Origin of the sequence: Pedobacter glucosidilyticus DSM 23534, from assembly GCF_000425145.1 — a bacterium.
Classification (GTDB): Bacteria; Bacteroidota; Bacteroidia; order Sphingobacteriales; family Sphingobacteriaceae; genus Pseudopedobacter; species Pseudopedobacter glucosidilyticus.
The window spans coordinates 1-25,923 of the sequence record NZ_AULF01000032.1; the positions used below are offsets into that span (position 1 = coordinate 1).

Below are 25,923 nucleotides of genomic sequence, written 5' to 3' on the forward strand. Positions count from 1 at the left end.
AGAAATTAATTTTCCTCTTCTTCTTTTGGGGTAACGATAATAGGTTTGCTTAACGTTTTTCTTCTATCTTCAGCATTTTCCTTACTTTCTGCTTCTCGTTTTCCTCGGGCAAAAGTATTTCTAATAAATTCTTTAAATGTATCGTACTCTTGAGTGTAAACCAATCCAAAACCATTTACATATAAATCTGTATTGAGGTTAAACAAATCTTGATTGGTTGGTCTTTGAAAAGATTTTGCAATAAAACTTCCATCTTTATTGATATTAAAACTCATTTCTAAGTCTCTTGTTAAATCATTTAAATTAGAATTTAGTAAGTTATTATTCAGTACATCATTAGAGTATCTGTTATTCACAAAGTTTCCGGTAATTCTTAACCTATTATTGAAAAAGCTATAACTTCCGCCAATTTCATTTTGCGAGCGTACGTTAATATCCAGATTTTTGATGTTTAAAGATTGAGAAATAATATTATTAATTTTACTAAAGGCAAGCTCTAAACCAGATCCCAATAAATCATTATTGGTAAATCCAATACCACCACCAGAATTTCCGTTAAAACTATTCCTTACCACCAGGTTTATCACTTGTTGGGCTTCGTTATCTTCATTATCTAAATAACCCTGCAAACGCGTTTTAATATCAGTATTATTAGGAAAAGCCAAGTTAAAAGTAATATCAGGGTTTAGTAAAGAACCTTTAAGCATCATCTCAGCTTCAGCCAAAACACGTAAATTTCTTTGATCATCTGGAAGTGTAGTGCCTGCTGCCTGGTACAGAGGTAAAAGACTTGCCCGGGTACTATAAACTGCGTTTAAGTTGATATTTGCATCGCTAGGGTCGCCTGTCCAGCGTATGGTACCACCTTTTCTAATATCAAAAGTTTTATTGATAACGTTATTGGCTGTAAAATCAAATTTACCTTCGTTAATGATATAATCACCAAACATTTCAAAATCGCCTAAACTGGTGATTCTCAATCTTAATTGCCCGTCGCCTTTACCCGAAAGGTTTCCTACCTCGGTTAAAATATTAGCTGTAGATGTTTGTCCTACTTCAAGCTCAAACTCCATGGTTAGACCATTAAAAAAATTCTCTTTTTTAACTTTATTTAGAGAAGTGTCTTTAGCAACATAAGTAATAAAATCATTGTTACCGATGGTAGAGGCGTTGTTTAGCGGAATTGTAAATACGGTGCCCTCTTCATTTTTAGCTTTGATATTGATATTCATAGCATCGGTAGGTCCTTTAAACGTAAAAGTTCCTGTTCCAAAAGCAGTTCCATAATATATGGCATTATCTTTTGAGGTAGTATTAAGCGCCATAAAATTATTGGCTTTAACGCTGATATCTAATAAAGGATTAGATGGATTTTTTAAGTCTACACTACCATTAGCAATGGCTTTGTGATTAAAAGCGTCTACAATTTCTAAATCTTCTAAACGAATAAGGCTATTTTCTATGCTTATATCATCATTAATGGTATAAGATGTTTTTAAATAATTTACGGTAAACCCGGCATTAGCCAGTTTAACATCTCCATTTATTTGTGGGTTACTAAATTTACCTGTGATTTTTAAATCGGATGATATATTCCCTTTTAATTTAGTGATTAAGTTTTTTACAAAGGGCTCAAACAAAATAAGTTCTGTTTGGTCCAAATTCATAATTAAATCTAAGTTGTTTGTTTCGCTCTTAAAATCAACAATACCCGTAATATCTGTAGTTTTTTTGTCGTTTTTCTCTACGCTAGCTTTGATGTTGATGTTATTTTCTTCGTTATCGTAGGCAGAAGCCAAACGTACAAATCCAATTTCTGTTCTGTTATATCTTAAAGAATCTACGGTAATGTCTGCTCCAATATTAGGATTTCCTAGAATGGCTGATAAGTTGGCAGTACCATTCATAACGCCTTTTAGCTCTACTCCGAAGTTTTTAGTAAGCTGACTTAAAGAAGACATCTGTAAGTTTTCTATCACAATTTCTAGTAAATCATCTTCGGAGGCTGATATAGCCCCATTAACAGCTACCAATTGTGTGGTATTTGATAGCTCAAAACCTTCTATAATGGTTTTATTTTCTTCAAATTTAATACTGGCTTTATCTTCAACCTTCCATATTTGATTATCAATAATAATATCAGAAGGTAAGATGCTTACTTTTGCTAAAGTATCGCTACCAAACTCTACCAAGCCGTACAAGTCTAATTGGTTAACTGCATCTTTATCAGATAATTTAACGTTAAAAGTTAAACTGTCACTTTTTAAAGTATTTTGTAAAATGATATTTTGTACATATAAGCCATTTTCAGAAAACTCCACTTTATCTAAAGATAAAATAGCTTCAAAAGATTTTGGATTTGTATTTTGGTCGATGATTAAATTGTTGAAAACCATATTATTGTATTTGATGGTTTTTACATAACCGTTTAAACTAACCAAGTTATTTTTAGAATCAAATTTACCATTGAATACACCTCTTTCGGGGATTTTAATTTGTGGGAAAAAGATGTTTGATACATAATCAAAATTCTTTAAATCTATGTTAAACTCAAAATTCTGATCTTTTGGAGGTACAATTTTAGTTTTTAAAGATGGGATATATTTTTTTACTACCGTTTTAAATGCCGATGGTAAGGTTGCCAAATCATATTGCCCTTTTATAGTAGCATCACCAATATCTGATGTCAGCGCAAGCAATCTATCTTTACCAATTCCTCTGGCTCTTAAATAAACAGAATCTATTACAAAAGAGCTATCTTTTGTAGTGGCTTTAACGTGGCTAAGCTCTAGATTTCCTTGTATATTATCTAGGCTATTGCCTGTAAAATTTGTAGTAAAATCGGCATCAATTTGTACAGTATCTTTATAAAGGTTTAGTTTATGAAGATTAGCTTGTCTTATTTGCGCTTTAAATTTAAACTCTGGAAGGCTGGGGTTTAGGTTAGCTAAACCGTTAAAATCAAGTTTAAGATTTTTATCATTAACTTTTACTTTACCATCAAAAAGTTGCTTATTAATGGTACCATCAACTTTTATATTACTGTAGCGGTAGCCTTTAAAGTCAAAATATTTTACAGAAGCTGCAACTTCTTCATAAATCTTATCAAGCTCAAAATCTCTTCCTTTTACATCAACTGTAAAGCTGGTACGGTTTAAGGTTGATTGGCCTGTTAAATCGCCTATATTAAAATCAAAAGCTTGTAAATTACCGGTATAAGAAGGAATACCAGCTTTATCAATTTTCATGTTGATGTCTGATTTCAATCGGCCTAGCTTAGTTTTAAATTCACCATAAGCAATAAAATCATTCTGGAAACCGGTAAACTGTCCGTTAAAATTGATATTACCAAATTTATCTATAATAGCCGGAATGGCTTTAATTTTGTTGGCTGTAGCTTTTCCAAGGATATAATCAATATCTTTTTTATTGCTGTAAACCTGGTCAAACCTAAGGTCTAGAAAAGTATTATCCCAATCTGGTAAGCCTCGTAAATTAAAATCTCCTTTAATGTAAGTTGCTTGTCCGGCTTTAATAGTTAAATCTCTAGCTTTTAGGTTATTAATTCTACCTTTTATATTTCCAGTTATATCTAAAACCAAATCCATTTTTGCTAATTGAGGAGCAAAATAGGCAATATCTTTGGCTACAATTTTAGCATTTTTAAAGTGTGCATCAACGCTTACTAGGTTATTAAAATCCTGAAAATCTTTAAAGCTTTTAAAACGCATACTATAGTAGTCTGTAAGCGTTGTACTTGGCGTTTGCAGTAGCATATTCTCTAATGTTATGCTATTGGTATCTATAGTTAAAGCACCCGTAAGATTATTGAGTATAAAACCCGTTTTCTCTTTAAATCGAAGTTTATTGATTTGTGCTTTGAAAAGATGGTTTTTAGTATCTAAGTTATTGATATCGGCACTAAAATTCCGTAAGTGGATGTTGTTATAATCAATACCTTCTTTAAAAACAACTTTAGAAAGGTAATTGATATACCTAAAGTCTAGATTTTTGATGATGATATTGTTGAGGTTAAAATTAAAAGGACGCTTTTTTTGGGTGGTATCTACTACGCCAGAATCAAAATAGTTAATGATAAAAGTTAAATTTGTGGTACTATCTTTATAAGATTTTAGGAAAAACTTAGCATTGGTAAGCTCTGCATAGTCTAAATCTATTCTTCTTTCAGAAAAAGGGGCGAAGTAATCTATATCAACTTCTAATTCGGGGGCTAGTAAAAGTGTATCACCTTCTAAATCCTCTACCAATAAGCCTTCTAATACTAAAGATTTGAAAGGTTTTAAATATAAAGAGCCAATTTCTACACGGGTTTTAAGCTCATCAGCTAAAAAAACGGCTGCTTTTTTTGCTGCCCAAGTTTGTACAGGTTTAAATTGCAAAGAAAAAATAAGTGTTCCTATCAGGATGATGATAGTTAATAAAATATAAAGCGATATTTTGAATACTTTTTTAATAATTTTGCTTTTAAACTTTATAAAATAATTTGTGGCAATAATACTCGGAATAGAATCCTCTTGTGATGAAACTTCTGCATCTGTATGTATAGACGGTGCAATAGTGTCTAATATTATAGCAAACCAAACTATTCATCATCAATATGGTGGTGTAGTACCAGAATTAGCTTCCAGAGTACATCAACAAAATATTATTCCGGCTGTTCACCAAGCCATAGTTGCAGCAAAAATAAATAAAAATCAGATAGATGCAGTAGCTTTTACACGCGGTCCTGGTTTATTAGGTTCTTTATTAGTGGGAACCTCTTTTGCCAAGGCTTTTGCTCTAGCAAATGAGATACCATTAATTGAGGTAAACCACATGCAGGCGCATATTTTAGCTCATTTTATCCCTAACCAGAGGGAGGATGAAAAGCTCCCTAAGTTTCCTTTTATTTGCTTAACCGTTTCTGGTGGGCATACCCAAATTGTTTTGGTTAAAGATTATTTTGAGATGGAGATACTAGGAGAAACCACAGATGATGCTGCTGGAGAAGCTTTTGATAAAACAGCTAAAATTCTTGAACTGCCTTATCCGGGTGGTCCTTTGATAGACCAATATGCTCAAACAGGGAATCCGCATGCTTACCAATTTCCAGAACCACAAATACCGGGCTTAAACTTTAGTTTTAGCGGATTAAAAACGTCTATCCTGTATTTTGTAAGAGATCATGTAAAAGAAAACCCCAATTTTGTTCAAGAAAATTTAGCTGATATTTGTGCTTCGGTGCAGCATCGTATTGTGTCTATCTTATTAAACAAGCTTAAAAAAGCAGCTCAGGAATATCAAATTACAGATATTGCTATTGCTGGCGGAGTTTCAGCAAACTCTGGTCTACGTACAGCCTTAACAGCATTAGCACACCAGAAAGGTTGGAATGTTTTTATTCCGAAATTTGAATATTGTACAGACAATGCAGCCATGATTGCCATTGCTGGCTACTATAAATTCTTGAAAGGCGATTTTGTTGGGCAAGATATTGCGCCTTTAGCTCGTATGCCTATCGTATGAGGTATTTTACCCATAAAAGAAAATTAAGCGGACTAGCTATCATTTTAGCTGGATTTCTTCTTTTGATTTTTCAGCATCTTTTTGCTTACACCGGGCACTTTGGTTTTGATGATTTAAATTATGCAGAGCTGGCTCATGCCTTTTTTCAGAAGCAGCCTGTTTGGGGTCATACTTTTACATTTCGCTTTGGTATTGTTATTCCTTTAGGGGTTTTATATTGGCTTTTTGGCGTTTCTGATAGTGTCTCTATCATTTTTCCCATGTTGGTTTCCTTGGGTTTATTGTTGTTAGTTTATGATCATTTAAAAGGAGAAACCTATAAAACTTGGATAGCCACCGCTATTTTACTTTCAAACCCTTGGATAACTTTTTATAGCGACAAAATTGGGGTAGATATTCCGATTACTTTTTTGATACTTCTTGCTATAACCTTTTTATATAAAGCAAGATATAGTATTTATTGGCAAAGAAAACAGGGCTTAAGTGGATTCCTGTTTGCAAGCACTATTTTCTTGGGTTTATTAACCAAAGAAACCATCTGGTTTTTATTTCCGCTGGTTGTTTTTTTCTTTGTTCTTGATGTGATTAGGCTACAGCGACTAAAATTTTGGTTTAGCGCTGTGCTTTCGTTGAGCTTGTTTTTGGTTATTTATTTTTATTGGCAATACTTACAATTTGGTAATTGGTTTTATAGGTTTGAGCTCATTCAAAAATATGATAAAACCAATTTATGCTCTTATGACAGACAACCTATAGAAGTAGTTTTACATCGTATTAGCTATGAGTTATTTCTTTATTTTTTTAAAGAATCGGCTTTTATACTACCCATTTTAGCTGTCCTTTTATGTTTAACCAAGCAAACTTTTACCAACAGCAGAACTAAAGAGAACTTTTGGCTTTTAAGTGCTATCATACTTATTTTAACGGCTAATTTTTGGAGTATCTCTTATCATTCTTACCATCCTTTATGTGTTGATATCAGACATTATTTATTCATCATGCCTGTATCGGCTATAGCCATTGCTCATCATTATAAAAAGTTGTTTAGATTTTGGCCAATTATTTTCCTTTTGGCTACAAGTATGCTGGTTATTATTTTAGACGAATACTGGGATATAAAGACCATCGCCATCTATCAAGCAGTTTGTTTAATGCTGATTTTTGCTTTGATGCTTGTATTTATCAAACATCAAAAATATATTTTCTTAGGTATAGCTTTATTGCCTTTACTGAATGTTTATGTACAGCTTAAATCAGCAAAAGCGTTTAATTATCCAGAGCAAAAATCGATAGCTCAGCAGTTTATTAAGGATAAGAAAAACACTACCGTTTATACTGCAGGAACACACATCAGATTGTTTAAATACCTTTTAGGTTTTCAGTTAAATCATTATAAGCTAATGTCTTATGCAAGCTTTAAAAAGTTGGAAGACGGCTACCATTACTGGAATTACCATGCCGCTTATGCAGCTGGCGAACTGGATTTTGTGCCACCAGAAGTTAATCATTTCTCTGTACAAGAACACCAATTATTAGATACTCGGGATATAAAAATTTGGCGTATCAATAAACAATTTTTAAATGCTGAACCAGAATTTTATGAGGCAAAAAAATCTCCTCTATGGACAGGTTTTATTACAGATACTACGCCTTTAAAATCGAAAGATGAGTTTGGACCTACTTTTAAAACCATGATTAATGCCGATGTGAAAAGTATAAATATCTCTGCTAAATGGAAATTGAAGAAAAAGGATGCAAAAGATGCTACTTTGGTATTTGCTTTAGAAGAGCAAGGTAAAATGATTTTTTGGAAACCCTTTAGCATCCATTCTGATAGGGCAGTGGTAGATAATTGGTATGTTTTATATAAGTCTGTTAGATTTGAAAATTTTAAGATTTCTAAACAGGCAGAACTTAAAGTTTATATTTGGAATAATTTTAAAACAGAATTGGAAATTGCCGAAGCTAGCGTTTCCTTAGTAAGAGCTCTTAAAGATTAAAGATGAAATACCTAATTGTTGGTCTTGGAAATATAGGTCCTGAATATGCTGACAACCGCCATAATATAGGTTTTATGGTGTTGGATGAATTAGCGAAACAAGAGAATGCTAAATTTTCTATGTTAAAGCTAGCTTATTATACAGAAGTTTCTTTTAAAGGGCGTATGCTGCATCTGATAAAGCCAACTACTTATATGAATTTGAGTGGTAAAGCTGTAAGTTATTGGATGAAGGAATTAAAAATCCCGATAGAAAATGTCTTGGTAATTGTTGATGATTTAGCCATTCCTTTTGGAGCTATCAAATTAAAACCAAAGGGCAGCCCAGCCGGACATAATGGTTTAAAAAGTATTGAAGGACTGTTAGGTTCTAACGAGTATAGTCGCATTAAATTTGGTATCAGTGATCATTTTCCAAAAGGTCGTCAGGCTGATTATGTATTAAGCGGTTTCGACCAAGATGAGATACCAGATTTGCCTGCTTTGATAGAGCGTTCTATAGCGATTATCAAAAGCTTTGTAACGGTAGGAGCTGAACTCACCATGACTAATTTTAATAATTTGAAGCTGTCTAAGTAAGCTTTTTATTTTGTGGATTTAAGAAAAACGGGCTATCACCCACAAGGCTTTCCGGCCTCATAGGCGGCCAACCCTAGGCACTTTTTTCTTGAAAAAAAAGTACCCAAAAATTCAAGGCTGATGAATATTTGTTGTTTCATCTAAATAAATCTTCATCCACAATCCTAAGTGGTGTGAATGGTTTTACTTGACGAAGATTTCTACAACACCCGTCGGATTGTTTTCCGCTAGTTCTAGATGAAAGTTTATGCAAAAGATTTATTTGACTCCACTTCCAAATCTTCATAGGCCGTCTCCGTTCTTCGGAGATGTTTGGTTTGTTATTATCGGAAGTTCCTAAATTTCCGCTCTTTAGGTTTCTTTATACTCAGTACTTTTTACTATAAGAAAGGAACAAAGATTCATAAAAAAATAGTCTAAACAGAAGCGCATGAGCAACAATTAGTTTATTCGTTACTAGTTGATTAGGTTGTTAGGCGAAATATCCAATATTTAGGCATCTTTTTACTTTATACTTTTGACTTTTTACTTAAATAAAGCCTATAGCGCATGCGGTTTTACGTCCGAGTTTGCAGAAGCTTTAAAAAACCACAAGCGAGCAAAAATAAGCGCTAATTGTTTTTGAGTGTGGGTAATGGATGTGCGGCAAAGGCTCCTGCGGGATTGTTCAGAACTTTGTTCATTAGTTTTTATTGATTTTGAAAGGTATTCATGAATTTGCTAAAGCTTCATTTTGGTTCCTTTTGGTCCCGCAAAAGGAACGAGCCTAGCCGGCGATAGAGGCGATACTAAACTAGCTAAACACCTCATTTCATCTTGATTTATAGAAATAATTTCTGGTGTCGGGTATATACCTTAATATCAAAACGCGAATTTTAATAAAGTCTCTTTTTCTATAAACTCAATTGAAGCTTATCAAGCTCGTTACTTATAAACTTAATCTCTTCTTTTGATAATTGCACCCTTGCAGCTTTAGCATTTTCTACCGCTTGTTTTGCGTTTCTGGCCCCAACCAAGGCAATAGTAATACCGGGTTGTTCTAAGGTCCAACGTAACACAATTTGAGAAATCAACATATTTCTTTCATCTGCTAAAGGTTTTATCTTATTCAAGAAAGCATCAACTTTAACTAAATTTTCATCTTTAAAAAAATGAATGCCTGCTCTGTGGTCTCCTTCATTAAAAACATGGCCGGGTTTCATTTTTCCGGTAAGTAAGCCTCTTTCTAAAGGGCTATAAGCTAGAATACCTTTATCATGAGCCAAACAATAAGGAACTATTTCTTGCTCTATATCTCTTTTAACCATGCTGTATGGAATTTGATTAGAAGCTAAGCTGATATATTTCTCTGCCTCGGTCATTTGTGCTACATCGTAGTTACAAACACCCGCATACCTTACTTTCCCTGCTTTAATTAACTCTTCCACGGCTTCCATGGTTTCTTGTATTGGCGTTGTAACATCTGGCCAATGAATTTGATAAAGGTCTATATAATCTGTACCTAATCTTTTAAGAGAATCTTCACATTCTTTAATGATACTTTCTTTGGCAGCATATTTATAAATATCTATATCCTTACCAAAATTATTTACACTTTTAAAACCAAAATCTCCTTTGTTATCATCCCAACGCATACCAAATTTGGTGAGTATTTGCACTTTATCTCTGCTTAATTCTTTTAATGCTTTGCCTACCAAAACCTCGCTGTGGCCTTGTCCATAAATAGGAGCGGTGTCTATAGCGCTTACCCCTTCATTATAAGCAGCAAGCATAGCTTTAATCGCTTCTTGGTCATCTGCACCTCCCCACATCCATCCGCCGGCTGCCCAAGCACCAAAAGTAATTACGGGTAATTCTAAGTCGGTATTTCCTAATTTTCTGTATTGCATAATTTTAATATGTTTTTACCATTTTAAGGCCAGTCCTGTATAGTAATTTCTAGTTGCAGCCGGGTTAAAATAGCGATTACCAAAAGCATTAATATCGTTACCTAAACTGTATTTTTCATTTAATAAATTATCAATTCCAAAAGTGATATGCAGTTTAACCCTGTTAAAAGGCACTATGTAATTTAGCTTAGTTTGTATTAAATGAAAACCATCTGCAAAGACAGTTTCTGCATCGTTTAAAGATGTTTTTCCGTTATATTGATGCTGAACAAAAAGATTAAGTCTATCAAAAAGAAAAATATTTAAACCATTAACCCAGTTGAGTTTAGGTATTCCCGTAAGCATATTTCCAGAGAAATTACTATTGCCAATAATATAGTTTCTAAACTCAAATTTTGATAAGGTTATCGCATTATAATAGTCTAAGCTTTTTAATATTCTCCTGTCAGATTTGATGATATTGGCATTCAGTTGAATTTCTGCTCCTAACTGATTAGTACCACCTGCATTTACATAAAATTCTTCATCACTAGCATCAACTCTTCTTACCAAAGCATTTTCTAAACGGTAATAAAAAGTACTTACATCAGCATAAATGCGTTCATCTCTAGTTCTAACCCTAAAACCAACTTCATAATTCCAGCCTTCTTCTGCGTTTAAAGAAGTATTAATAATTCTGTTTGATGGTCTTATTTCATCTTTAGTAGGTGTAGAATAGCCTTTACTTACTAAGGCTCTTAAAGAAAAATGCGGAATAACTAAATAAGATAAAGCAAGTTTAGGCATTAATGTTGGGTCAAAATTTACATTACCTTGTGCTGCTATTTGCGGTGATTGTGGAAGCGTTCTAAAATTAAATCTGTTAAAATTTAAACTTACAGAAGCTTCTGCTTTAAATTGAGGCGAGAACTGAACAGCGACCCGGTTAAATATAAACTCGTTAAAATTTTTAATTTCGTCGGCATCTCGTAAAGTTGTTGGGTTACCAGCCTGATTACCGTAATTAATGAAATCAGTTTTTGTTCTTTGAAACTCGTAACCTAAATTCCATTGTAACTTTATATTACTTGTTTCTTTATTTTTTAGTTCTAAATAGGTTCTTAAGGCATAAGAATTCTCATCTCTATACTCGTAATTGGTAAAGAAAGGGTTTTTAAAATCGGTTATTAAACCCGATATTCCAATATAATGTCTTAAACTATTGGTGATTTTATAATCATGGCTTAAACCTAAAAACACATTTTTATTGTAAATACCCGTATTCAACTCTTCTGCTCTAGCTCTTGCTGCTCTTGGATTTTCTACTAATTGTACTGCTGTTAATCCGCCTGGTGTATCATAATTCATATCGGCATAAAAGCCAGAAAATTTTAAAGTTCCATTTTGGTTATACTTCCACTTTTGCTGGGTTTGTACAAAAAGTCTTCGCATAGCGCTATTGATACGGTAGCCATCTGCTTCTTGATATGCTTGGTTAAAACTATATTCATAATTTTTAACCTGATTTTGCACACCAAAATGTTGTCCAAATAAGCCAAATGAGCCTCTTCTGGCGCTAAATTCTGATGTTTTTTCTGCTGATGAGGAATTAATTAGGACTACACCTCCAGAGTTTGCTCCAAACAAACTCCCATCTGGGCCTTTCAAAATTTCTATTCCCTTAACTGTATTTTGGTCTATTAAATTTAAGTAAGTATTACCTCCAGCATCTGTTAATGGAAAATCATCATAATAAACTTTTACATTTCTTATTCCAAAAGGAGAACGGATTAAACTACCTCTTATAGATAAACGATAACTGCCTGGAGAACGCTCCTCCATTTTAACCCCACTAATACTGTTTAAAGCTGGTAATAAGGTGTTTTGCGTACGTTGCTCTAGCTGTACTTTATTAATAATAGTAGCCGTTGCTGGTAAGCTGATGAGGATTTGCTCGCCCAAATAAGCGTTTATTTTAACTTCATTTAATGTTTTTGTGCTATCTAGTTTTTGTGCTTGTGCAGTACCGCCAATTAAAGTAGCTAGTATTAAAAGATATAGTTTCAAAGCGTTATATTATGGTTTATTTGCTGATATTTTGAAAATAACTCCTGCGGCATCATCTGCAACCAATAAATTTCCATCTTTTAAAAAGCATAAACCAACCGGTCTTCCGTATACTTCTGAGGTTGATGGGTTAGCAATAAAGCCAGTTAAAAAATCTTGTGGTTTGCCTTTTGCTTTGCCATTTTCAAACGGCACAAATATAACTTTATATCCCGAAAATTCTGAACGGTTCCAAGAGCCATGCTGCCCTACAAAAGCTCCATTTTTATATTGCTCAGGAAAGGTATTGCCAGCATTAAAAGCTAATCCTAAAGATGCTGTATGAGCGCCTAAAGCAACTTCGGGTACTATTGCTTTAGCAACAAGTTCTGGTTTAGGGTCATCTTTCCAGCGTGGGTCTGGGTGTTGGCCAAAATAAGCATAAGGCCAGCCATAAAAACCATCTTTTTGTACACTAGTTATGTAATCGGGTACTAAATCATCACCTAAGTTATCACGCTCATTAACAGCAGTCCAAAGAGCAGAAGTGCCAGGTGCCCAATCCATACCAACAGGATTTCTTAAGCCCGTAGCAAATACTTTTTCATCTGTTCCGTCCGGATTGATTTCTAAAATACACGCTCTTCTTACTTCATGTTCCATACCGTTTTCGCCAACATTACTTCCAGAGCCTACAGATACATATATTTTCTTTCCATCTTTACTGGCAATAATATTTCTGGTCCAGTGGTTATTGTAACCTCCGGCAGGAAGACTTAAAATCTTATTTCCCTTATCCGTGATTTTATCTGCTGATGTTTGATACGGGAATCTCATTAAACCATCCGTATTAGCAACATAGAAATAGTTATTTAAAACCAGCATCCCAAAAGGCTGATTTAAATTCTCTAAATAAGCTAGTTTAACATCGGCAACACCATCATCATTGGTGTCTTTTAATAAAGATATTCTATTGGCACTTTTGCCTGTACCAGACTCGGCTACAAAAATATTTCCATCCTCAGCTTGGTAAATCCAACGGGGGTTATCTAATTCGGTAGCAAATTTTGTTACGGTAAATCCTGCTGGTGCTACCGGAAGTTTACCGCTAGGCCAACCTATAACTTTACTGATTTTTGTACTTGGTTGTGTTGCAAAAGGTTGTGGCAATTGCAACGAATTTTGTTGTTGACTTTGCTCTTTGTTGGTTGCACTACAGCCAGCTAAAATCAATGTTAAAAGTGTAAAAAGTGTGTTTTTCATATTTTATTTATTATCGGTAACTCCATTTTAGAACTTTTGTTTCTGAATGGGGATTTTTAACATAAAACAATTGTGCCAAAGTAAATGTATAAGGGGATATAAATCATTAAATTAAATATTATGAAAGTATTGAAATTGAGTTTAGTTGCTGCATTCTTCTTTGTAGCATGTTCTAACAACCCAAAGGGAGACAAAGCCACAACAGCTGATGCTGAAGCAGTAGAAGCTGTAGATGGAGAAACTTTAAATGTTGACCCTACTACTTCTAGTATAACCTGGACAGGGAGTAAAGTTACTGGAAGCCACAACGGAACTATCAATATACAATCTGGAAATGTTGTGCTTAATGAGGGTAAATTAGCAGGAGGCGAATTTGTTATTGATATGACATCCTTAACAAATAAAGATTTAGAAGCAGATGCAGAAAATAAAGCAAAACTTGAAGGGCACTTAAAAGCTGATGATTTTTTTGCAGTTGAGAAATATCCAACAAGCAAATTTGTAATCACGAAAGTGACTTATAAAGAAGACGGAAAAGCAGAAATAGCAGGTAATTTAACCTTAAGAGATGTAACTAAAAATATTTCTTTCATGGCTGATGCACCCGCAGCTACAGAACAAGGTTTTCATGCTATGGCTGATTTTAATATCAATAGAAAAGATTGGGGTGTGATGTACGAGGGAATGAAAGACGATTTAATTGCCGATGAAATTAACCTAAAAGTTCATTTGATGGCAAAAAAATAATCCATAAAAATTCAAAGGAGAGGTCGGGATGATTTTAAAATCTCGACCTTTCTTTTTTTTAAAGTTTTGGTGTAAATTTTAAGCAAACTGGTGCACCAACGTTTACTGTCTCTCCACTATAGGTTAAAAGCCCAGTTTTTGTATCTCTTTTAAAAACAAAAATATCATTACTATCTTGGTTAGCCACCAATAAGAAATTGTTACTAGGATCAATACTAAAATTTCTAGGTGTTTTTCCCTTACAGCTAACGTTATCAATTTTAGTTAAAGTGCCATTATTTTTATCTACTTTAAAAATCACTATTTCATTTGCAGTGCCGCGATTACTTGCATATAAATAATTTCCATCTTGAGATAAATGGATGTCTGCTGCCCCGTTAGTTCCTTTAAAATCAGGCGTATTCATGCTGATTCTTTGTACCTGCTTTAATTCGTGGTTTTGATGGCTGTAAACGCTAACATGAGCCGTAAGTTCTTCTACCAAATAAGCAAAAGTTCCTTTTTTGTTGAATATAAAATGTCTTGGTCCGCCACCCGGAGTTATAGCTATAGAAGGTTGTTTTGCAGGGATTAAAGGCTTATTAGCATCAGCCTGATATTGATAGGCAAAAACTTTATCGGCACCTAAATCCGGGACATAATAATGGCTCCCATCTACCGATGGATAAATACAATGTGCATGAGGTTTATTTTGTCTTCTTTCATTGATACTAGTGCCTTCATGTTGTATAAGCTGATTAACTGGCGCTACTTCTCCATTAGCTTTAACCGGGAAAACGCTAACACTACCACCACCATAATTAGCAGTAAAAACATACTTATCATCGTTTGTTAAAGATATGTAGCAACCTCCAGGGCTAGGACTGGGCTGGAAGTTTTGATAAGAAATTTGCCCTGTTTTATTATTGAATTGGAAATAACTTACTCCAGATGTTTCTTGTTCGCTTACGCTGTAAACTTTAGTGCCTTCTTTATTAATGGTTAAATAAGATGGATTTTTAATGCCTTCCGTAGTATGTTCTAGTTTAAGTTTTCCGGTTTTACTATCAAACTCATAAACAAATATGCCTTGGTTTTGCGTTCTGGTGTAAGTGCCAACCAATAAATGGTAATAGCGCTGTTTTTTATTTTGGGCATTTACCGATAAACTTAAAGCAAAAAATAAAAAGGCAAATAGGTTTAATAAGAGATTTTTCATACTCCTAAAATAGGAAATTCAATCAGAAATGAACCTAAATTTGGGCAGAAAAATGATTTACTACAGTTTGATAGTTTAATAATGTTGAAGTATAGTTTGGAACTTCTGCATTGATAAACAAACATGTTTTTCCTTTAATCAGGTTAATCACTTGTTGGTTTAATTCCTCTGGTACGGCAGGGCAGCCATGACTTCTACCTAATCTGCCGTGTTTATGAATAAAATCGGTACTTACATAATCTGCACCATGCACAACAATGGCTCTTGCCCTAGCTAAATCGTTGATTCCTTTATCCAAACCATCTAGTTTTAGTGATAGGCCATGTTTACCAAAATAAGTTTCATTGGCAATATAAAACCCTAAACTACTTTGGTGAGATTCTGCCTGATTAGAAAACTTGATTGCTTTATCATCACCGCTTCCTCTTCCGTGTGCAACATAGCTATTTAGTAGTAATTTTTGATTTTTAATATCTATAATCCACATCCTTTTTGAGGTGCTGGGCAAATCAAAATCAATAACAGTTAATATATGTTTATCATCATTTAATAAATCAGCCAGTTGCATATTTAAAAAGCCTGTAAAAGCTTTTTCAAAGACGCTTTTTGCTAAACCAGCTTCTTTAAGGTTTATTTTTTGGTAGGTATCCTGTATAAAATTTTTATAGGTTGCCAGAGTGTCTACAACCGTTTTATGGATGGTAGTATCTTGAGATATAACTTGATTGCTTTTTAAAATTGGATTTTTCCAACTGATGTTAGTTAAAGTGAAAATAACTAAAAATAGTATCAAGATAGTAGCAGAATAGATATTGAATCTTTTTTGTATCCCTCTCATAATGAAGATGTTTTTATCGTGATTTATAAATATATACTAATTTAAACTAAAAGTAACCATCTTTATTTTTAAGCTGACTTAAAAATAACTTTCAGCTTACCTTTAAATGACTTTTGCGTATAAATACTGGTAGTTTTTCTTTTTTAAGCCACTTTTTTTACTGTGATACAATCTATATAAAGCCAGTTTATCTAAAAGTGGGATGTTTTTGTTTTCACGTACTTGTTGTTGATGTTGTAAGTCTTTAAAAATGATATTCGCCAACAGATTTTCTTCTTTAAAGGAGATATTAGAATGCCCCAACAAACCAAAAGCATGTAATAATTCGTGTCTTAGTACTTCATGTTTTTTAGGGTAAATTAATGCCGGATGCAGATAAATTGCAGCATTATAAATTTGCTTATTTTTGATGGTAGGTTTCATATAACCCAAAGGGCATTTTTGTTTTAACATCTCAAACCTTGTATGATAGGGATTAGTATCAGCATCAAAATTTATTTTTAAGTTGCCTTGATGTTTAACTAAATCTATATCTACACTTAAATAGGGTTCAATATCTTTTATAATTTCTTGCACTGTTAAAGCATCCTCAACACTATAATTACCCGTTAGCTCTATCTTGATAGCATGTTCCCATTTTGTATAACTATCTTGTTTGTAAAAGGCTGTTTCAGCAAAATAAAGCAATTCTGCATCGCTATACTCATGTCTGAACATGAAAATTGATGTAAATAGGAACAAAATAATGCTGTGTAACAATAGCTTAATATTTTAAACTTATACGTTTAAGTATCAAGATTATTGCATTTTATGCATATTTTGGAATAGTAAACGAGATAATTGTACCTCTACCAACAGCACTTTCTACCTTAAATTTGCCGCCAAACTTGCTCACAATATCATTACAAAAATATAAACCAAGCCCGGTGCCTCTTTCTTGGTGAGTGCCTAAAGTACTTTTATTCTTAATTGTAAATAAGTTTTGGACTTGTACTGGGCTCATCCCAATGCCATGGTCTATAACTTTTATTTCATAATCATCTGTGTTTTCTTCCATTTGGATGATGATTTGCTTGTGTTCATAGGAAAATTTGATGGCATTAAATACTAAATTTCTTAACACAATCATACTCAGCATAGCATCTAGTTTAATAGAAACTTGGGGATTAATCTGGTTTAAGATTCGGATGTTTTTTTCGTTTGCAAAGGGTATTAAAGATTCAATTTTACTATTGATAAAGTTGTATAAATTTTGCTCAGTAATTTTTAAATTAAAACCCTTTAACTGAGATTTTGCCCAAAAAAGTAAGCTGTCAAGTACCTCAGAAGTGTCTTTTACATTTTTAGAAATTTCTGGAATTAAAGTTTTAAAATCATCAGCCTCTAAAATATTATTTTCCAACAATTCTAGAACAGATGATAGGTGAGTCATGGGCTTTCTTAAATCATGAGATATAATGGTAAAGATTTGGTCTTTATGTTTATTGAGTAAAGCAAAGGCCTCTGATTGTTTATTAAGCTCTACTCTACTTAATTCAATCTCATGGTTTTTCTTTGCCAAATCATCATTAATTTTCTTTTGAAGTTGATGATTTTTATAGCTGTTGATTCCAAAAAAAGCAAGAATAATCAATATCACGATAACTAAACTTAATGTGATTCTTTGCGTTTCAATTTTAGATTCTAAAGCCTTTTTTTCTTGTTCTTTAATAAGTTTTTTGACCTGAGTTTTTTTGTCAAAATCTCTGGTAGCCATTAAAACAGTAACCTGCTTTAAGTTTTCTTCTAATTTTAAAGATTTTTCTAATTGTAAGGCCTGTTCTTGTGTTTCAAAGGCTTTTGCATAAAGCCCTTGTTGATAATAAGTTTCTTTTAAATACTGTAATAATATAATTTTTAAAGGTTTTTGATTTAAAGAATCACAAACCAGTAGCGCTTTTTCTCCAGTAAGTTTTGCGTCATTTAGTTTGTTTAGCTTATTTAATAAATTAACCTGTTGCGTAAGCGCAAAGGCTTTATGGTAATTTAAATGTTTTGTAATGGCGATTTTATAAGCAGTATCTAAATATGTTTTTGCTTGTTCGAATGTTTGAGTTTTTACATGCAGTTCACCCAGGTGACTATAATTTAAACTTATGATTTCAAACTCTTGCAACTTTACTTTTTTGGCAAGTTCTAAAGATTTTTCTAGGTAAAATCTTGCTTTTAGTAACTCGTTTTTACTTAAGTAGTTGGCGCCTAAATTTTCATAGGCATAGCATAGTGTTGCTGTATCTTTTGAAGAAGTAGCTATCTTCTCGCTTTTTTTTAAATAATAAATTGCTTTATCATACATTTTTAGCGTAGTAAATAGCTGCCCTAAATTACTAAGAGATGTACCTAAGTCTTGCTGATTTTTTAGTAATTTATTTAAATTATAGGATTCTAAATAATGATTAATGGCTTTTCCATAATCGCCTTGATAATCATAAATTACACCTAAATTTGTATGTATAGCTGCCAGCAGCGAAGAATCTTTTTTACCTAATACCAAGGCTTGCTGGTAATTTATAATAGATTTTTTGGTGCTATCTAAACTTTGATAGCAATATGCGATATTGAATAGTGCATCGGTCAAATAACTATTATTTTTTAGTAATTGAGCTTGTGTTTTGGCTAACTTATAATTGTTAAGTGCACTTTGATACTGATAAGAGTCTAATAAAATATTGCCTTTAATTGTATAACCTTTAAATAAACCATAAGTAAAGTTGTTTTTTTTAGAAAGGTTAAGGATTAAATGAGTAAGTTCTAATTTTTCTATTTGTATTTTTTTATCTGAATAGGTTTCTTTTATTAATTGATGAATAGAGGTAGTATCTTTTCTTAAATCAAAAGCATAATTATGCTTTAATCCTATTATTAAGAATAAAAACGCATACAATAATCTGTGTATCTTACAGGATGTTTGAAAAAAGTTAATAAATGTTTTAAAATTGGTTATATCTCTCATTATAAAAACACAGGCTAATCTACTTGTTTTTAAATTGTAAGAGAAATAGTTGTCTACATTTTTAAGTTCTTTTTTAAAATTTTAACTAAATTATGGCATTATCTCATAAAAAAAGACCCGATGAGTAAATCGGGTCTTAAAATATCAGTATGGGGTTTGTATTTATGATAGTATATTCTTCCAACTAACAAGTTTGGCAATCATATTCTCTAATTCATCAATAGCAACGCGTTCTTGCTCCATGCTATCTCTGTGTCTTATCGTTACCGTATTGTCTTCTAAACTTTGATGATCTACCGTAATACAGAAAGGTGTACCAATAGCATCTTGTCTTCTATAACGTTTACCAATAGAGTCTTTTTCATCATAAGCCATATTGAAATCTAATTTCAAACGGTTCATAATTTCTCTAGCTTTTTCTGGCAAACCATCTTTCTTAGTTAATGGTAACACGGCAGCCTTGTAAGGCGCTAAAGCTGGGTGTAAATGTAAAACACTTCTAGAATCTTGCTTATCAGCAGTACTTAAATCTTGCTCTTCAAAAGAGTTTATCAGCGTAAGCAAAAAGAAACGGTCTAAACCTATCGAAGTTTCTATCACGTAAGGAACGTAGTTTTGATTAATTTCTGGGTCAAAAAACTGCATTTTTTTACCAGAAAACTCTTGGTGTTGACTTAAATCAAAATCTGTTCTGGAGTGTATACCTTCAACTTCTTTAAAACCAAATGGAAATTCAAATTCAATATCTACAGCCGCATTTGCATAATGTGCTAGTTTGCTATGGTCATGGAAACGGTATTTATCAGGGCTAGTTCCCAATGCTAAATGCCATTTTAAACGAGTTTCTTTCCAATGCTTGTACCACTCCATCTCAGTGCCGGGGCGTACAAAAAATTGCATTTCCATTTGTTCAAACTCACGCATACGCATGATAAATTGACGAGCAATAACTTCATTTCTGAAAGCTTTACCAATTTGTGCAATCCCGAAAGGTATTTTCATCCTTCCAGATTTTTGAACATTTAGAAAATTTACGAAAATACCTTGTGCAGTTTCTGGTCTTAAATAAACTTCATCAGAACCATCGGCCATAGCACCCATTTGGGTAGAAAACATCAGGTTAAACTGACGAACATCTGTCCAATTTCTTGTACCAGATACTGGGCAAACAATTTCATGTTCTTCTATTAAAGCTTTTAAGCGTGGTAAATCTTCCGCTTTTAAAGCTTCATCCATATCATGCTGAAGTTTTTCTGCTTTATCAGTTTTACCGTCTTTTTCGTACCTGCTGATTTTATCTTCCAATAATTGGTCGGCTCTGTAACGCTTTTTAGAGTCTTTATTATCAATCATAGGGTCGTTAAAACCATCTACGTGTCCACTGGCTTTCCATATTTTGGGGTGCATAAAAATTGCAGAATCAATACCTACAATATTTTCATTCATTTGCACCATAGCTTTCCACCAGTAGGTTTTGATATTGTTCTTCAACTCAGCACCTAGTTGTCCATAATCATAAACAGCACTAAGTCCGTCATATATTTCACTGCTTTGGAAAACAAAACCGTATTCTTTAGCGTGTGATATTACATTTTTAAAAAGTTCGTCGTTATTTTTTGCCATGATGCTGCAAATATAACATTGCAGTAATTTTTAACTCTATTTTATGATAAATTTTTTTAGCGTATTGATAAAGGCTTGTTTATAAACCTCGCTGAATAATAATATATTAGCAAAACCAATTTTAAACCAACAACATGAAAAAAATATTACTTGCTGTTATGCTCATAGTAAGCCTGCAACAAATAGTTGCTCAAAATTTACTCAGTGGTAAATACAATACAGAAGCTTTAAGGAAGTTACTCATCTCGCAATCTACATGGAAACCATTTCCCAAAATTCAAGAGCGCCAAGAATGGGCTAAAGCAAATCAGGAAACTTTAAAAGATAATCTTGCAAAAGCAGAAACTTATCTCAATTACTCATGGCCATCTATACCTGCTACGGTTTCCTTGTTGGTAGAAAGAACTGGCGATAGGGAAGAGTATCAAAATATAAGTTTCAAAAAAAGAGAAGTTTTATTGACTTTGTTGTTTGCTGAGATTTATGAAAATAAAGGTCGTTTTACTGATCAAATCATTAATGGAATTTGGTCTATCAGCGAAGAATCTTTTTGGGGGATATCGGCTCATTTACCTAGGAAAAAGGAAAACGCTGGCTTGATGGATGTCTCTGAACCTTTTGTTGATTTGTTTGCCGCAGAAACTGCTACACTATTTTCTTGGGTTGATTATTATTTAGCCGAAAAACTTGATAAAGTTTCTCCGCAACTCAGAAAGCGTATTTATTACGAGATTGAAAATAGAGTTTTAGCGCCTTTAATGACTAAAAAACATGGTTTTATGGGCGGTAATGAAGACGGTAGAAGACCTAATAACTGGAATCCATGGATTTGCTCGAACTGGTTAAATACCGTTTTGCTGATTGAAAAAAATGAAGATAAAAGAGCAGAAGCGGTACACAAGATATTAAGTGTTTTAGATAATTTCTTAAATCCATATCCCTTAGATGGCGGTTGTGATGAAGGTCCGGGTTATTGGGGTGCCGCCGCAGCATCTTTGTATGATAATCTGTCTCTTTTAAACCTAGCCACCAATGATGCCTTTAAGTATACTTATCAAGATCAAAAGATCAAAAATATGGCTGCATTTATTTACAAGGCACAAATTAGCGAAACCTATTTCATCAATTTTGCTGATGCAAGTCCGAAACCAGGTATGGATGCTCCTATGATTTATCGTTTTGGGAAAGCTATAAATGATGAAAACATGATGAAGTTTGGTGCCTATTACTACAAGCCAGGAACTAAAGTTTCTAGATTTCACATCTTTAGGAATTTCTTTGAGCTTTTTTTAGATGAGGAATTAAGGAAGGTACCAAAACAACTTCCTCTACCTAAAAGTGTTTGGTTGCCAGAAACGCAGGTAATGTTGGCTCGTGATAAAGCTGGTAGTACTAAAGGACTTACCATAGCTGCAAAAGGTGGGCATAATGATGAAAGTCATAACCATAATGATATTGGCAATTTTATGGTTTATGTTGATGGAAATCCGCTATTAATAGATGTTGGTAGTGGTACTTATACCCGAAGAACATTTTCTGGTGATAGATATGACATTTGGTTTAACTCATCTGATTATCATAATACACCTACTATTAATGGCTGTGTACAAAGCCCCGGGAGAGCTTTTAAAGCTACAGATTTAAATTTCACAGAAAATAAATCAAAAGCTGTTTTTGCCTTAGATATTGCTAAATCTTACCCTAAAGAAGCTGGTTTAATAAGTTGGAAAAGGGCTATTACTCTCAACAAAGGGAAAAATGTGGAAATTAATGATACTTATCAATTAAAAGCAGAAGGTGCTTTTATCAATCATTTAATGACTTGTTATCCGCCAGAAGTAAAATCGCCCGGATTAATCATCATCAAATATGAAAAAGACAGTGTAAAGAAACATTTTGCCATTCAGTATGACGCCTCTTTATTAAACGCCAATATAGAAAAAGTTAAATTAGGTATCCCTGAGGATAAAGGCGTTAAACGTAATTGGGGTGATAATATTTATCGTATTAACTTAACTTTAATAAAACCATCAACAACGGGTAGTCTTAATTTGATGGTAAAAGAAGTTAAGCTGTAAGAATTTTCGCCTAACATGATGGCAAATTGTTAAATTGCGCCATGTCTGTAAAGGTATCTGGTTTATATAAAGTTTACGGTGCTCAAAAAGCAGTTAACGGAATTTCTTTTGAGGCTTTACCTGGAAGGGTATTAGGTTTCCTTGGGCCTAATGGGGCGGGTAAATCAACAACTATGAAAATTTTAACAGGTTATTTACCTCAGACCGCCGGAAATGCTAGTGTTTGTGGTTTTGATGTAAATACCCATACGCTTGATGCTAAAAAGCATATCGGTTATTTACCAGAAAGCAATCCATTATATCCAGAAATGTATGTAAAAGAGTTTCTGGCCTTTATTTCCGATATACATCAAATAAAGAACCCTAAAACACGCATTCAGGAAGTTATACAGCTTACAGGTTTAGGGCCAGAGCAGCATAAGAAAATCGGCCAACTATCAAAAGGGTATAAACAAAGGGTTGGCTTGGCACAAGCTATCATTCATGACCCCCAAGTACTTATTTTAGATGAACCAACATCGGGCCTAGACCCAAACCAACTGATAGAAATTAGAAAGCTGATTAAAGATTTAGGGAAAACCAAAACTGTCATCTTATCAACCCATATTATGCAAGAGGTAGAGGCCGTTTGTGACGATGTCATCATCATCAATAAAGGTGAAATTGTTGCTCATTACCGTTTAGAAACACTATTACAAAAGTATCATACCCAAAATATTGAACCTATATTTGTAGCTTTAACCAAAGAGAATTAATGCTAACGATATTTATAAAAGAACTTAATTCTTATTTCAGCTCATTGGTAGCTTACATCACCATTGTTATTTTTCTTACCGCAATGGGTCTGTTTTTATGGATTTTTCCAGATACCAGCATTTTAGATTACGGCTATGCAGGTTTGGATAGTTTATTCAATATAGCGCCATATTTATTCATGTTTTTGATACCTGCTATAACCATGCGCTCTTTAGCAGAAGAAAAAAAGGAAGGTACATTTGAGTTATTGGCAACCAAACCACTTACAGATTGGCAAATTGTATTAGGCAAATACCTCGCCGCCCTAGCCTTGGTTATCATAGCCATTTTACCTACCGTGATTTATTATTATACCGTTTATCATTTAGGCGCTGTTGAAGGCAATGTAGATGCTGGCGCTGTTATAGGTTCTTACATCGGTTTGATATTATTGGGTGCAGCCTATGTGGCTATAGGTGTTTTTTGTTCATCTATCACTAAAAATCAAATCATAGCTTTTGCTATTGCAGTTTTTTTAAGCTTTTTCGCTTTCAGCGGATTTGATGCTATCAGCCAGCTTTTAGCTCTACAAAAAATAGATGATGTCATTATAAATTTAGGGATTAATCATCATTACCAGGCTATCAGTAGAGGGGTTTTAGATACCCGAGATTTATTGTACTTCTTAAGCTTGATTACCGTTTTTTTGGTACTCACAAAAACTATTTTAGGAGGCAGAAAATGGTAAATCAAAAGAAAAAAGACCTGCTACATTTAGCTTTGGTACTATTTGCAGTTGTTTTGGTGCAAGTTTTTGCTCAGTTTTTCTTTACCAGGATAGACTTTACCAAAGAGAAAAGATTTACCCTATCTACCACTACAGAAGAAATATTACGCAATTTAAAAGAGCCTGTTAAAGTAACGGTTTATTTGGAAGGAGATTTTCCGGCTGGCTTTAAAAGGTTAAGAAGTGCAACGAAAGATTTATTAGGTGATTATAAAGCTTATGCAGGCTCAAACCTTCAATTTGAGTTTATAGACCCTGCGGCAGATAAAAATCAGCAAGAGCAACAAGTGTTTTTTGAAGAGCTGTACAATAAAGGTATAGAACCCACAAACCTTAGCGTTAAGCAAGAAGGTGGTTTAACGCAAAAACTTATATTCCCAGCGGCTATGGTAAGTTTTAAGGATAGAGAAATACCTGTTAAACTTTTACAAACCAGAATAGGCTTAAATCCTGAAGAGGTTTTGAATAATTCTATCCAAAATTTAGAATACGCTTTTACATCAACCATAAAAAAAATTACAGCGGGTGGCAAACCTCGTGTAGCTTTAACAGAAGGGCATGGCGAACTTACTGATTTGCAACTTCAGGATGCTATGCAAGCCTTGTCAGAAGGCTACGAGGTAGGTAGGGTAGATTTAAAAGAAATCACTTGGGAAGGTTTGAAAAAGATAAAACTTCTCATCATCCCTAAGCCTAATGAAGAATTTACAGAGTTAGAGAAATTTAAAATAGACCAATACCTGATGCAAGGCGGTAAAGTTTTTTGGGCTATAGACCAAGTACATGCCGAGCTAGATAGCATGCAGCAAGGTAATGGCGAGCAGCTTGCGTTCCCGAAGAAACTAAATCTTGATGATCAATTATTTAAATACGGCATCCGCATAAACTATGATTTGGTTGGTGATATGAATTGTATGCAAATTCCTCTTAACGTGGGGAATATAGCAGGAGAGGGGCAAATACAAATGGTGCCTTGGTTGTTTTATCCTATTATCATGCCTTTTTCTAGCAACCCAATAGTTAAGAATTTAGAAGGTATCAAAACCGAGTTTATCAACACCATAGATACCATTGCAGTTGATGGTTTAAGACAAGAAGTATTATTAACAACATCTCCTTTTAGCAGAAAATTAAATACACCTACCTTAATTTCTTTAAACATGGTAGAGCAAACACCAGATCCAAAAACTTTCCAAAGCGAGCCCAAACCAGTTTGTGTTTTAGTTGAGGGTAAATTTACATCCACATTTAAAAACAGAATGTTGCCAGATGGTATTCCAGCTTCTGCTTTTATTCCAGAAAGTAAGTTTACCAAAATGGTGGTCTTTAGTGATGGCGATGTACTTAGAAATCAGATAAGTGCTACAGATGGTTCTGTTTTTCCGTTGGGTTACGACCGTTACACCCAACAAACCTTCGGTAACAAAACCTTTTTACTCAATTTAGCAGATTATTTAACCAACGATGCGGAGCTTATTAAGCTTCGTAGCAAAGAAATTAAACTAAGATTATTGGATAAAGCTAAAATTGTAGAAGAGAAATTAACATGGCAGCTTATAAATATGCTGTTTCCTATTGTTTTAATTGTAGTTTTTGGAATTTTTCAACATATTTATAGGAAACGCAGGTATACTGCTTAAAATT

17 protein-coding genes are annotated in these 25,923 nt (G+C 33.6%); 8 read left to right on the top strand and 9 right to left on the bottom strand.

Going from position 1 to position 25,923, the window contains the following annotated elements; all coding sequences use genetic code 11:
• Window positions 1-5: 5 nt before the first annotated feature.
• On the bottom strand, window positions 6-4,400 hold the full coding sequence (locus H510_RS0110660; protein ID WP_245584822.1) for a translocation/assembly module TamB domain-containing protein: 4,395 nt from the start codon (window positions 4,398-4,400) through the stop codon (window positions 6-8).
• Between the two features lie 106 nt (window positions 4,401-4,506).
• On the opposite strand from H510_RS0110660, the gene tsaD reads away from it, so the two are divergent.
• The 3 genes from tsaD to pth are packed head-to-tail and all read left to right on the top strand — an operon-like array spanning window position 4,507 to window position 8,104.
• A complete protein-coding gene (gene tsaD, locus H510_RS0110665; RefSeq protein ID WP_026904319.1) occupies window positions 4,507-5,526 on the top strand; it encodes a tRNA (adenosine(37)-N6)-threonylcarbamoyltransferase complex transferase subunit TsaD in 1,020 nt (339 codons plus the stop codon).
• Window positions 5,523-7,526 (top strand): hypothetical protein, encoded by a 2,004-nt coding sequence (locus H510_RS0110670; protein ID WP_026904320.1) that lies wholly within the window; start codon window positions 5,523-5,525, stop codon window positions 7,524-7,526. Before tsaD ends, H510_RS0110670 begins: the two co-directional genes overlap by 4 nt.
• A gap of 2 nt (window positions 7,527-7,528) precedes the next feature.
• On the top strand, window positions 7,529-8,104 hold the full coding sequence (gene pth / locus H510_RS0110675) for an aminoacyl-tRNA hydrolase (RefSeq protein WP_026904321.1): 576 nt from the start codon (window positions 7,529-7,531) through the stop codon (window positions 8,102-8,104).
• 893 nt (window positions 8,105-8,997) lie between these two features.
• Here the strand turns inward: pth and H510_RS0110680 are convergent.
• Genes H510_RS0110680 through H510_RS0110690 form a run of 3 tightly spaced genes read right to left on the bottom strand, consistent with a single transcriptional unit; the run spans window position 8,998 to window position 13,281 of the window.
• Window positions 8,998-9,993, bottom strand: a complete 996-nt coding sequence (locus H510_RS0110680; protein ID WP_026904322.1) for an aldo/keto reductase — start codon at window positions 9,991-9,993, stop codon at window positions 8,998-9,000.
• Window positions 9,994-10,008: 15 nt separating this feature from the next.
• The gene (locus tag H510_RS0110685; RefSeq protein ID WP_026904323.1) at window positions 10,009-12,039 is read right to left on the bottom strand and encodes a TonB-dependent receptor; all 2,031 of its coding nucleotides are present in this window, start codon (window positions 12,037-12,039) and stop codon (window positions 10,009-10,011) included.
• A 9-nt stretch (window positions 12,040-12,048) separates the two neighbouring features.
• A complete protein-coding gene (locus tag H510_RS0110690; RefSeq protein WP_026904324.1) occupies window positions 12,049-13,281 on the bottom strand; it encodes a PQQ-dependent sugar dehydrogenase in 1,233 nt (410 codons plus the stop codon).
• Between the two features lie 120 nt (window positions 13,282-13,401).
• Here H510_RS0110690 and H510_RS0110695 point away from each other — a divergent pair, with 120 nt between their 5' ends.
• Window positions 13,402-14,028, top strand: a complete 627-nt coding sequence (locus tag H510_RS0110695; RefSeq protein ID WP_026904325.1) for a YceI family protein — start codon at window positions 13,402-13,404, stop codon at window positions 14,026-14,028.
• Window positions 14,029-14,086: 58 nt separating this feature from the next.
• Here the strand turns inward: H510_RS0110695 and H510_RS0110700 are convergent, their stop codons facing one another.
• The 5 genes from H510_RS0110700 to H510_RS0110720 form a co-directional block, all read right to left on the bottom strand.
• Window positions 14,087-15,226 carry a lactonase family protein gene (locus H510_RS0110700; RefSeq protein WP_026904326.1) on the bottom strand — a complete coding sequence of 380 codons (1,140 nt, stop codon included), beginning with the start codon at window positions 15,224-15,226 and terminating at the stop codon, window positions 14,087-14,089.
• Between the two features lie 34 nt (window positions 15,227-15,260).
• Complete coding sequence (locus H510_RS0110705; RefSeq protein ID WP_026904327.1) at window positions 15,261-16,064, bottom strand: murein L,D-transpeptidase catalytic domain family protein; 804 nt, start codon at window positions 16,062-16,064, stop codon at window positions 15,261-15,263.
• Between the two features lie 102 nt (window positions 16,065-16,166).
• Window positions 16,167-16,781, bottom strand: coding sequence for a hypothetical protein (locus H510_RS0110710; protein WP_026904328.1), 615 nt, complete (start codon window positions 16,779-16,781; stop codon window positions 16,167-16,169).
• Window positions 16,782-16,872: 91 nt separating this feature from the next.
• Window positions 16,873-19,056 (bottom strand): tetratricopeptide repeat-containing sensor histidine kinase, encoded by a 2,184-nt coding sequence (locus tag H510_RS0110715; RefSeq protein WP_026904329.1) that lies wholly within the window; start codon window positions 19,054-19,056, stop codon window positions 16,873-16,875.
• 162 nt (window positions 19,057-19,218) lie between these two features.
• A complete protein-coding gene (locus tag H510_RS0110720; RefSeq protein ID WP_026904330.1) occupies window positions 19,219-20,679 on the bottom strand; it encodes a glycine--tRNA ligase in 1,461 nt (486 codons plus the stop codon).
• 134 nt (window positions 20,680-20,813) lie between these two features.
• Between H510_RS0110720 and H510_RS0110725 the strand changes: the two genes are divergently transcribed.
• Genes H510_RS0110725 through gldG form a run of 4 tightly spaced genes read left to right on the top strand, consistent with a single transcriptional unit; the run spans window position 20,814 to window position 25,919 of the window.
• Window positions 20,814-22,757 carry a heparinase II/III domain-containing protein gene (locus H510_RS0110725; protein ID WP_026904331.1) on the top strand — a complete coding sequence of 648 codons (1,944 nt, stop codon included), beginning with the start codon at window positions 20,814-20,816 and terminating at the stop codon, window positions 22,755-22,757.
• A gap of 41 nt (window positions 22,758-22,798) precedes the next feature.
• Window positions 22,799-23,512 carry an ATP-binding cassette domain-containing protein gene (locus H510_RS0110730; RefSeq protein ID WP_026904332.1) on the top strand — a complete coding sequence of 238 codons (714 nt, stop codon included), beginning with the start codon at window positions 22,799-22,801 and terminating at the stop codon, window positions 23,510-23,512.
• Window positions 23,512-24,240 carry a gliding motility-associated ABC transporter permease subunit GldF gene (gene gldF, locus H510_RS0110735; RefSeq protein WP_026904333.1) on the top strand — a complete coding sequence of 243 codons (729 nt, stop codon included), beginning with the start codon at window positions 23,512-23,514 and terminating at the stop codon, window positions 24,238-24,240. Before H510_RS0110730 ends, gldF begins: the two co-directional genes overlap by 1 nt.
• A complete protein-coding gene (gene gldG, locus H510_RS0110740) occupies window positions 24,234-25,919 on the top strand; it encodes a gliding motility-associated ABC transporter substrate-binding protein GldG (protein ID WP_026904334.1) in 1,686 nt (561 codons plus the stop codon). Before gldF ends, gldG begins: the two co-directional genes overlap by 7 nt.
• Window positions 25,920-25,923: the final 4 nt, after the last annotated feature.

What these genes read in the sequence shown, in the direction of transcription:
- gldF (WP_026904333.1), top strand. Translation starts at nt 23,512, where the DNA reads ATGCTAACGATATTTATAAAAGAACTTAATTCTTATTTCAGCTCATTG.
- pth (WP_026904321.1), top strand. Translation starts at nt 7,529, where the DNA reads ATGAAATACCTAATTGTTGGTCTTGGAAATATAGGTCCTGAATATGCT.
- H510_RS0110700 (WP_026904326.1), bottom strand. Translation starts at nt 15,226, where the DNA reads ATGAAAAATCTCTTATTAAACCTATTTGCCTTTTTATTTTTTGCTTTA.
- H510_RS0110690 (WP_026904324.1), bottom strand. Translation starts at nt 13,281, where the DNA reads ATGAAAAACACACTTTTTACACTTTTAACATTGATTTTAGCTGGCTGT.
- H510_RS0110705 (WP_026904327.1), bottom strand. Translation starts at nt 16,064, where the DNA reads ATGAGAGGGATACAAAAAAGATTCAATATCTATTCTGCTACTATCTTG.
- gldG (WP_026904334.1), top strand. Translation starts at nt 24,234, where the DNA reads ATGGTAAATCAAAAGAAAAAAGACCTGCTACATTTAGCTTTGGTACTA.
- H510_RS0110695 (WP_026904325.1), top strand. Translation starts at nt 13,402, where the DNA reads ATGAAAGTATTGAAATTGAGTTTAGTTGCTGCATTCTTCTTTGTAGCA.
- H510_RS0110725 (WP_026904331.1), top strand. Translation starts at nt 20,814, where the DNA reads ATGAAAAAAATATTACTTGCTGTTATGCTCATAGTAAGCCTGCAACAA.
- H510_RS0110680 (WP_026904322.1), bottom strand. Translation starts at nt 9,993, where the DNA reads ATGCAATACAGAAAATTAGGAAATACCGACTTAGAATTACCCGTAATT.
- H510_RS0110715 (WP_026904329.1), bottom strand. Translation starts at nt 19,056, where the DNA reads ATGAGAGATATAACCAATTTTAAAACATTTATTAACTTTTTTCAAACA.
- H510_RS0110710 (WP_026904328.1), bottom strand. Translation starts at nt 16,781, where the DNA reads ATGTTCAGACATGAGTATAGCGATGCAGAATTGCTTTATTTTGCTGAA.
- H510_RS0110670 (WP_026904320.1), top strand. Translation starts at nt 5,523, where the DNA reads ATGAGGTATTTTACCCATAAAAGAAAATTAAGCGGACTAGCTATCATT.
- H510_RS0110730 (WP_026904332.1), top strand. Translation starts at nt 22,799, where the DNA reads ATGTCTGTAAAGGTATCTGGTTTATATAAAGTTTACGGTGCTCAAAAA.
- H510_RS0110720 (WP_026904330.1), bottom strand. Translation starts at nt 20,679, where the DNA reads ATGGCAAAAAATAACGACGAACTTTTTAAAAATGTAATATCACACGCT.